The following is an 8146-nucleotide window of genomic DNA, read 5'->3' as shown; positions in this document are numbered from 1 at the left end:
CATCTACCAGCTTCTGCCTCTCCGATACTAATTTGAGGTCTTTGATATTAAGCTTTAACTCATTAGACATGTAAAACTTTCCTCCTTCATAGTTGATAAACCATCATATAGCTCAGAGCAGAATAAAATGTTTTAAGTAACCGCAGCTCGTTTCATATTTATTCTGCCTTAAAACTACCATTTTATTCCCCGACAAGAGCTAATTTTATATATAAAATTATATAAAATCCGTATTTTTTTAACCTTTTATGTAATTTTATGGATTATAATTGACATAATTTAATATTTTTATAATTATTTCTTAACATTTGTTTAACATTAACATCCTACGACTTCAGTCTATATTAGACCACTTTATAATTCAATACTTCCAGAATTCTAGTTTCCAATAGTCACCATAAATATATTTTATTAATCATTTTGCAAACTAAATATTTATGTTTTATAAAACAAAAGACAGAGTAAAGGCATCCCTATATGCCTTTGCTCTGTCTTTTGGCCTGAGAGATTTCGCTTTCAAGCTTGCTCCTTCGGCGTCTATAAAGACTTTCCAGAGCCGCATCAGGGTTCGGTCCTTCAACCTGAGAGTTTCGCTAAACATCTGGCACTATAATGCTAGCTTGCTCCTTCGGTATGAGCTTTAAAAGCTCATTCTCCCTAACCCTTCATCTGCATATTCAATATTGTTATATTTATCTCAAATCCGTTAATAATATACTTCTAGTAGCAGACCATGTCAATAAATCAAATATATTATAATCAAAATTCATCTAAATAATAAATTACATATATATAAAGATGCAATAAAACCACTGATATCTGCAACAAGCCCTGTCACAATCGAGTATCTATATTTCTTTATCCCTACCGAACCAAAATAAACAGTTAATACAAAAAAAGTCGTATCAGTTGTCCCCTGCATAACCGAAGCTAAACGACCAATAAAAGAATCCGGCCCATATATACGCATAAGTTCTGTTGCTAATCCCAAAACTCCACTTCCGGAAAGAGGACGCATAATAGCTAGAGGCAAAATTTCCGCAGGTGCCCCCATCTTTGAAGTCACAGGTTCTAAAATATTGCTTAAAACTTCCATGGCTCCTGAAGCACGAAAAACTGAGATAGCTACCATCATCCCAACTAAAAAAGGGATTATTTTAATTGCTGTTGTAAAACCTTCCTCTGCTCCCTCCACAAATGTTTCATAGACCGGCACTTTTTTTATCAAACCATAAAGTGGAATTACTAAAAGGAGAAATGGGATTGCCCATTTGGAAATTATGTTTAAAATCTCAAACAGCACTCATTTAGTCCTCCTTAATGGGCTCTTATTCCTGAACCAATAATCTAGAGAAACTGCTATCATCATGGAAACAGATGTGGCGAAAATACAGGGACCTACAATTTCTACCGGGTTAGCAGATCCTAAAGATAAACGTACTCCAATTATTGTGGCTGGTATCAAAGTTATACATGAAGTATTTAAAGCTAAAAAAGTACACATAGCTTCAGAAGCCTCTTTTGAATAATTATTAAGTTTCTGAAGTTCCTGCATTGCTTTCATCCCAAAGGGGGTAGCAGCATTTCCCAATCCCAGCATATTGGCACTTAAATTTAATATTATCGCACCCATAGCTGGATGCTCTGCAGGAACACCAGGAAAAAGTTTAGTCATCAAAGGTTTCATAATACGGGCTAATCCTTCAACTAATCCTGCGCGTTCTGCAATTTTCATTATCCCGAGCCATAAAGCCATAACCCCAACTAAATCAAAACATATCTCAACAGCTCCCTTGGCCGCCCCCAAGGCTGCTTCAGTAACTATCTCGATATTTCCATTTAAAGCTGCTGTTATAATTCCAGAAACTAAAAGCAAAAGCCAGATAACATTAAGCATTTAACCCCTCCCCAAAGGAAAATTCCTGATAGAAAAATATGAAATTTTTACAAAAAATAGAACAGCTCGCTTAAAACGAGCTGTTCACCAATCCTAAACGGTTTTAAAACTTTTATTGAACCTTCTGCTCTTCGTTTTTACCATTTTTATTTTTTTGGCTTATAATAGACTCCATTTTTTCTATAAATTGCGGAGCAAGGTCAACGATTCTTTCTGCCAGCGGATTTCCCTTTACAGATATTAATCTTACATCATTCATTCTAACGACCAAAAAACCAACAGGTTTCACAGATACTCCAGCACCGCTCCCACCTGCAAAAGGAAGTGAATCGCCTTTTTTTACATCTGATAGTTCATATTCTCCACCTCCGGCGGCAAATCCTGTGGCCACCTGGGATACCGGAATTATTACTGTGCCATCATTCGTTTCTACTGCATCACCCACTACTGTACTTACATCTACCATTTCTTTTATATTTTGCATCGCAGTTTTCATCAGAGCTTCAATAGGATGAGGTTTGTTGGTATTTTCCATGTTTTCCATGTCTTAACCTCCTGATTCTCAACCATAATACATATGCTGCTATGATGATAATATGCGCTATAGATATGTTTAATATACAAAAAAACTCAGAATTTTTGTTTTCGCCTGTAAAATCGGGTCTAATATCAATAAATATGCTTTTAATCTTGCTTAAACTGCTCAATATACTTAAAATATTCCCTTTTACCGCCCATAAAATCCCAGTAATTATAGCAGTCTGAAAAGCATCTTTCATCCCCAAAATTGTATTCCACTTTAATTGTTCCACAACAATATTTTTTAAAACATATTTATATATCTTATAGTTTTCTTCAATATATTTTAAATCATAAGGCTGATTATTATCAGAATTATTAAAGCGGAAAAAATCATAAAACACGTTTTCATATAATATGTAGTCATTGCTGTATCTGAATACCCTGCCTAACCCTACTTTTAAACTAAAGTGCCAGGTTCCAAATTCTTTTTTAACACCAGCAAAAAATTCGACTTTAATTTTTATTTTAAATAACAAAACAACAAAAAGGCTGATGTATATAACCCACATGATTAATTCTCCTGTTTTTCATATAGTTTCCATATTTTAAGGTAGGTTATACATCAGCCTTCTATTTGAATTTTTTGATTTCCTCTTCAATAGCAGTTATTATCTTATACATTTCATCATCAATCACAATGTTGGCGCGATTTTCTCTAAAAGTAGGACAGTGCAAATTATAATCATTAATTTTTTGGCTTATCCTTTCCAAAGTTAAGCGGCTTTCGTAATAAAAATGAGCCTTCTTTCGTTCAAAATTTTTATATGCTTTTAAGCTTCTCTTTTCCCCAAAAAACATGCGCACATACTTCTTAAAATATTCAATTTCCCGCTTAAGTTTCTCCATGTCTGCATCAATTTCCTTCCCCAGCTCAACCCAATAAGGAGCAAAGTTATTATTTTTGAGTATTTTAAACATCATACGCAGTTCCGGAGGCTCATAAGGATTTTCATAAAAATCTATAGGCTTGCCCGCTCCCTTTAAATTGTCAAACTCACCTCTTTTCATTGCCTTTTCGATCTGAAGTTCTACCAGGTCTTCTACGCTGCTCATATACCTGGCCAAATGGCGTGACTTTTCCGCCTTAATCTTTACTTCTTCTTCATATGACTTTTCCCCCATATTATTCCTCCTCAATCTCAGGCAATTCACTTAAACTGGACAGACCAAAAACCTTGAGAAATTCGTCAGTAGTCACATATAAAGTTGGTCTTCCAGGCACATCTTTATATCCGCTTTCAGCAATAAGCCCTTTTTCTATGAGTCCTGCTATAACCTTACCTACCTTTACTCCCCTGATCTTTTCGATTTCCGCCCGGGTAATCGGCTGCCTGTAAGCAATTATAGCCAAAGTTTCCATCGCTGCCGATGAAAGCCTTTTTTTGACGGTTCGGCTCATGCGGGTTAATATATCCGAATACTCTTCTTTGGTACACATAAAGAGAGCATTATCTTCTTTTATTATCTGTATTCCTCTTTTTTCATCGTTAATATATTCAGGTATCATTTCATCTATTATCACACACAGTTCATGATATGGAATACCTAATAAATCAGCAAGTTCTCTTACCTCAACCTTTTCTGCTTTTACAAACAAAACTGCTTCTAATGCCGCCTTAATCTGATCTCTCAGCATCATCCTTATCTGCCACCCGTAAAAATATTTTAATCGGCCCGTTTACTGTTTCTTGCACTGCAGTAACCTGTTCAGTTCGAATGAGCTCAAGCAAGGCTAAAAACAAGGCCAATGCTTCCCTTTTCGATGAAACTTCAGCAAATAATTCCTGAAAAATCAAGTTTCTTGACGACTTATAAAGTTTACACAAAATTTCATCCATCTTTTCTGCAACATTAACATCTCCGTCCGGCACTTCATAATCATTTTCTGATTTCGAAATACGCTTGAGCACTGATTTATAAGCATTAAACAGATTTTCTTTATCGGCAGTCAACTCTTCTATTATCGGAAAATCAAAACCATATTCGCGGAAAAATACCCGTTTAAAATCTCCTTCTTGCCTCTTCATTAATAATCCGGCAGCTTTTTTAAACTTCCGGTAGTCTAAAAGACTCTGGACCAGATCCAAGCGGGGATCAATTTCTTCCTCCATTTCTTCATCCTCACATGATGAAGAAACTGGCAAAAGCATTCTAGATTTCAGATTTAACAGATAAGATGCCATAACCAAAAAATCGCCCAGTTTATCGAGGTCTATTTTTTCTGCTTTCTGCAAATACTCCATATACTGATCGCTTATTTGTGCTATGGGAATGTCATAAATATCTATTTTATTCTTCTCTATCAAATACAAAAGAAGATCTAAAGGTCCGTGAAAAACCTCCAGGTCAACAACATAATTCATATAAAACTACCCCGCTTCAAAATACCAGCATATGTAAAAAACCATAAATAACCCTTACTATAGGCCATATAAGAGCCGAAGTAACCCCGGTAAAAATAAGCAGGAGAAGAATTAAAAAGCCATACTGCTCCAAAGAATAAATTGCTCTTGCACCGGAGTCGGGCAAAATTCCTGCCAAGATTTTCGCTCCATCCAGAGGGGGAACTGGTATAAGATTGAAAGCAGCCAAAATAAGATTAATCCATATCAGCGGCTCAACAAGCCGGACAGCATATATCCCCCACTCTGATGTTTGAAAAGGTATTAAAAACTTATAAGCAATCATTCCAATAAAAGCAAGCAATATATTCATCCCCGGTCCTGCCAAAGAAACCAGCATCATTCCGCGTTTCATTCCGACCTTTTTAAAATTATACGGATTGACCATAACCGGCTTAGCCCAGCCGAATTTAAAGATTAAAAGCATAAAAAAGCCTATCCAGTCTATATGTGCTAATGGATTTATTGTCAATCGTCCCTGATAATAGGGAGTATTATCTCCCAATAAATATGCAACCTGTCCATGTGCATATTCATGGAAAGTTATAGCTATTAAAATAGCTGGCAACCAAGTTATCATTTCAATTATTGATGGCATAACTATACTTCTCCTTTATCCATTTTTTTACCGTTTGCAGTTCCTGCTCTTTATCCTTAATTATTCCATCAATTTTTAAAATATACAATTCATCAAGTATTAATTTATAAACTGGTCCCGGTTTAAGCCCCAGCTCTTTAAGATCATCACCATTAATTTCTAGTTTTACCTTTTCTTTGCATTCCAAATAACCCACAATCTTTTCCCAAATTTTCTCATCTTTTATGTGCAAAAGTAAATAAACAATGCTTTCAGGGCTCCATTTAGAAATCAGAAGGTCTATCTCACTAAATTTTATATCTTCTTTTAATTCAACTTCTTTAAGGACTTTTCCGACCTCTTTTGATTCATCTATCACCTTAGCTGCATATTTGTCAAATTTATATCGCTCCAATATCCTGTTTAATTCTTCTTCATCAAGCTGAGCTAAAATTACCACTAAATAAACCAGCCATTCCCTGATGGCAGTAATATGATACCTTTCTTTAAACCAACCGACAACCAGGGGAACCCTTCGTAAAATCCCTTTATCAATCTTGTCAAAATCAACTTCACTAAAAACATATTGCCATACCCCGATTTCCTTCATACGTTCTAAAGCAGGAAGGGGATTCCGTTCACTTAAAATAAGTATAATTTCCTGTAAAATTCTTTTATAAGACAATTTTCCCAGCATTCTGCGTTCAATAGCATCTCTGGCAAACCGCAAAGTATCAGGTTCAATCCTGAAATTGTATCTTTGCTCAAACCTTATAGCTCTCATTATCCGGGTAGGATCTTCAATAAAGCTTAGATTATATAATATGCGTACATATCCCTGTTCCAAATCTTTACGCCCGCCGAAATAATCAATGAGTTCGCCAAACCTATCGGGATTAAGATATATAGCAAGAGTATTAATAGTAAAGTCACGCCGATACAAATCTTCTCTGAGAGATGATTTTTCCACTCGGGGGAGAGCAGCAGGAAACTCGTAATATTCAGTTCTGGCAGTAGCAACATCTATCTTAAAGCCATCAGGAAATATTACTACTCCAGTTCCAAAACGTCTGTGTATCCTGGACTTACCTCCCATAACTTCTGCCAGCTTAACGGCTAATTTTTCTCCATCTCCTTCTACCACCAGATCAATATCAAAATTAGGATAAGAAAGGATTAAATCCCTGACAAAGCCTCCTACACAATACATCTTAAAACCAAACTCATCTGCTATTTTCCCGGCCGTTTCAAGTATTTTCAATATATCCCCAGGAACCTTTTTTTCTAACAATTCCCGCAGGTTAACATATCCATTTCCTTCAACATCATATAATACTTCATGATCCTCCGGATAATCACCGCCGTGTAAAGTCCTCAATATATCAGTGCGGGAAACTATTCCTACCAGTCTGCCTTTTTCCACAATAGGAAGCCTTCCTATATCTTTTTCAACCATTATCTCCTGAATTTGAGCTACCGGAGTATCTGGAGATGCAGTTATAACATCAGTAGTCATAAAACCTTTGACCGGAACATGTCCCAAATCATGCATTCTAGCTTTGTCCACATCACGGCGGGATATAACCCCTATAATTTTATCTCCATCAACTACAGGCATACCTGTATGCCCGTATCTTAACATCAGGCGAAAAGCTTCTTCCATAGTAAACGATGCCGGAATAGTTTTAACTGGAGTTGACATTATATCTCGGGCCGTTAATCCGGAATTTATATTTTCTTTAAGCTTTTGTTCAACAAGTTCTACAATATCCTCTACCGTCTTCCCCTTTATTACTGCCGAAGCTGCCTTTTCGTGTCCTCTGCCCCCCATATCGCCTAAAATTTTATTAACTTTTACAGTTTCCGTCCTGCTTCTTCCTACGACATTTACTTTTCCTTCCATAAGAACTATGGTAAAAACAGCTTCACTATTTTCTATTTCCATAAGGCGATAAGTAATCAGGTCGAGTCCATGAACAAAGTCTTTTCTTTTTGCACATGCCAGGACAATATCAGTATGGCCGATATTAAGCCGCTTTACCGATCCTAAAAGCTCCTGCATAAGGTTTTTCTGTTCTTCAGAAAAAGTATGTTCTAAAAAATCAGCTATAACAGCAAGATTAGCACCTTTTTCCAAAAGATAGGCAACAGCATAAACATCGCGCGGAGTAGTAGAGGTAAACAAAAGACTTCCAGTGTCATCATATATCCCTAAAGCTAAAATAGTTGCTTCAAAAGGCGTAATATCAATACCAGCCTCCCGTATTTTTTCCACTAATATAGTAGTGGCAGCTCCTACTTTATGTATTTCTGCTATTTCTCCTTTTATATCATCATCCATAACCGGATGATGATCATAAATATGAATTATTATATCTCTTTTTCCAGCTAATTCTTTTAATTGCCCTAAACGGCTTGCATTAGCTGTATCCACTACAATAAGCCCTTTTACTTCATCAAAATTAACCTCTTTTGCGCTCCTTATCATTAAGGTATCTTTATAAAGGGCCATAAATTTTTTCACTTTCCTGGAAAGAGTTCCGGCAAAAACCTTCGTAGCCGATGGATAAAGCTTTCCTGCTGCTACCATGGCAGCTAATCCGTCAAAATCCAGTGCATTGTGTGAAGTAATTATATCCACTTTTTATCCTCCACCCTGATAGATAAAAGAATTATAACACATATTTT

The 8146-nt window shown here is 36.1% G+C and carries 9 protein-coding genes and 1 riboswitch; all 9 genes read right to left on the bottom strand.

The features are described 5' to 3' along the window. Window positions 1-559: 559 nt before the first annotated feature. Window positions 560-669: riboswitch (glycine riboswitch) on the bottom strand. Window positions 670-766: 97 nt separating this feature from the next. Next, window positions 767-1300 carry a spore maturation protein gene (locus H0Z36_RS10415; protein WP_296866144.1) on the bottom strand — a complete coding sequence of 178 codons (534 nt, stop codon included), beginning with the start codon at window positions 1298-1300 and terminating at the stop codon, window positions 767-769. A gap of 3 nt (window positions 1301-1303) precedes the next feature. After that, on the bottom strand, window positions 1304-1897 hold the full coding sequence (locus H0Z36_RS10410; RefSeq protein ID WP_296866140.1) for a nucleoside recognition domain-containing protein: 594 nt from the start codon (window positions 1895-1897) through the stop codon (window positions 1304-1306). 112 nt (window positions 1898-2009) lie between these two features. Then, on the bottom strand, window positions 2010-2441 hold the full coding sequence (ytfJ, locus tag H0Z36_RS10405) for a GerW family sporulation protein (protein WP_296866138.1): 432 nt from the start codon (window positions 2439-2441) through the stop codon (window positions 2010-2012). After that, a complete protein-coding gene (locus H0Z36_RS10400) occupies window positions 2401-2955 on the bottom strand; it encodes a DUF2953 domain-containing protein (RefSeq protein ID WP_296866136.1) in 555 nt (184 codons plus the stop codon). The genes ytfJ and H0Z36_RS10400 overlap by 41 nt, the downstream gene beginning before the upstream one ends. A gap of 94 nt (window positions 2956-3049) precedes the next feature. Next, a complete protein-coding gene (locus H0Z36_RS10395; RefSeq protein WP_296866134.1) occupies window positions 3050-3601 on the bottom strand; it encodes a DUF1992 domain-containing protein in 552 nt (183 codons plus the stop codon). Between the two features lies 1 nt (window position 3602). Next, window positions 3603-4118 carry an SMC-Scp complex subunit ScpB gene (scpB, locus tag H0Z36_RS10390; RefSeq protein WP_296866133.1) on the bottom strand — a complete coding sequence of 172 codons (516 nt, stop codon included), beginning with the start codon at window positions 4116-4118 and terminating at the stop codon, window positions 3603-3605. Further along, window positions 4096-4842, bottom strand: a complete 747-nt coding sequence (locus tag H0Z36_RS10385) for a segregation/condensation protein A (protein WP_296866131.1) — start codon at window positions 4840-4842, stop codon at window positions 4096-4098. The genes scpB and H0Z36_RS10385 overlap by 23 nt, the downstream gene beginning before the upstream one ends. 16 nt (window positions 4843-4858) lie before the next feature. Further along, window positions 4859-5479 (bottom strand): site-2 protease family protein, encoded by a 621-nt coding sequence (locus H0Z36_RS10380; RefSeq protein WP_296866129.1) that lies wholly within the window; start codon window positions 5477-5479, stop codon window positions 4859-4861. After that, the gene (locus H0Z36_RS10375) at window positions 5463-8099 is read right to left on the bottom strand and encodes a CBS domain-containing protein (RefSeq protein ID WP_296866127.1); all 2637 of its coding nucleotides are present in this window, start codon (window positions 8097-8099) and stop codon (window positions 5463-5465) included. The genes H0Z36_RS10380 and H0Z36_RS10375 overlap by 17 nt, the downstream gene beginning before the upstream one ends. Window positions 8100-8146: the final 47 nt, after the last annotated feature.

This window comes from Thermosyntropha sp. (assembly GCF_017656155.1).
In the GTDB taxonomy this organism is placed as follows: Bacteria; Bacillota; Syntrophomonadia; order Syntrophomonadales; family Syntrophomonadaceae; genus Thermosyntropha.
This window is presented reverse-complemented; position numbering and strand designations above follow the sequence as displayed.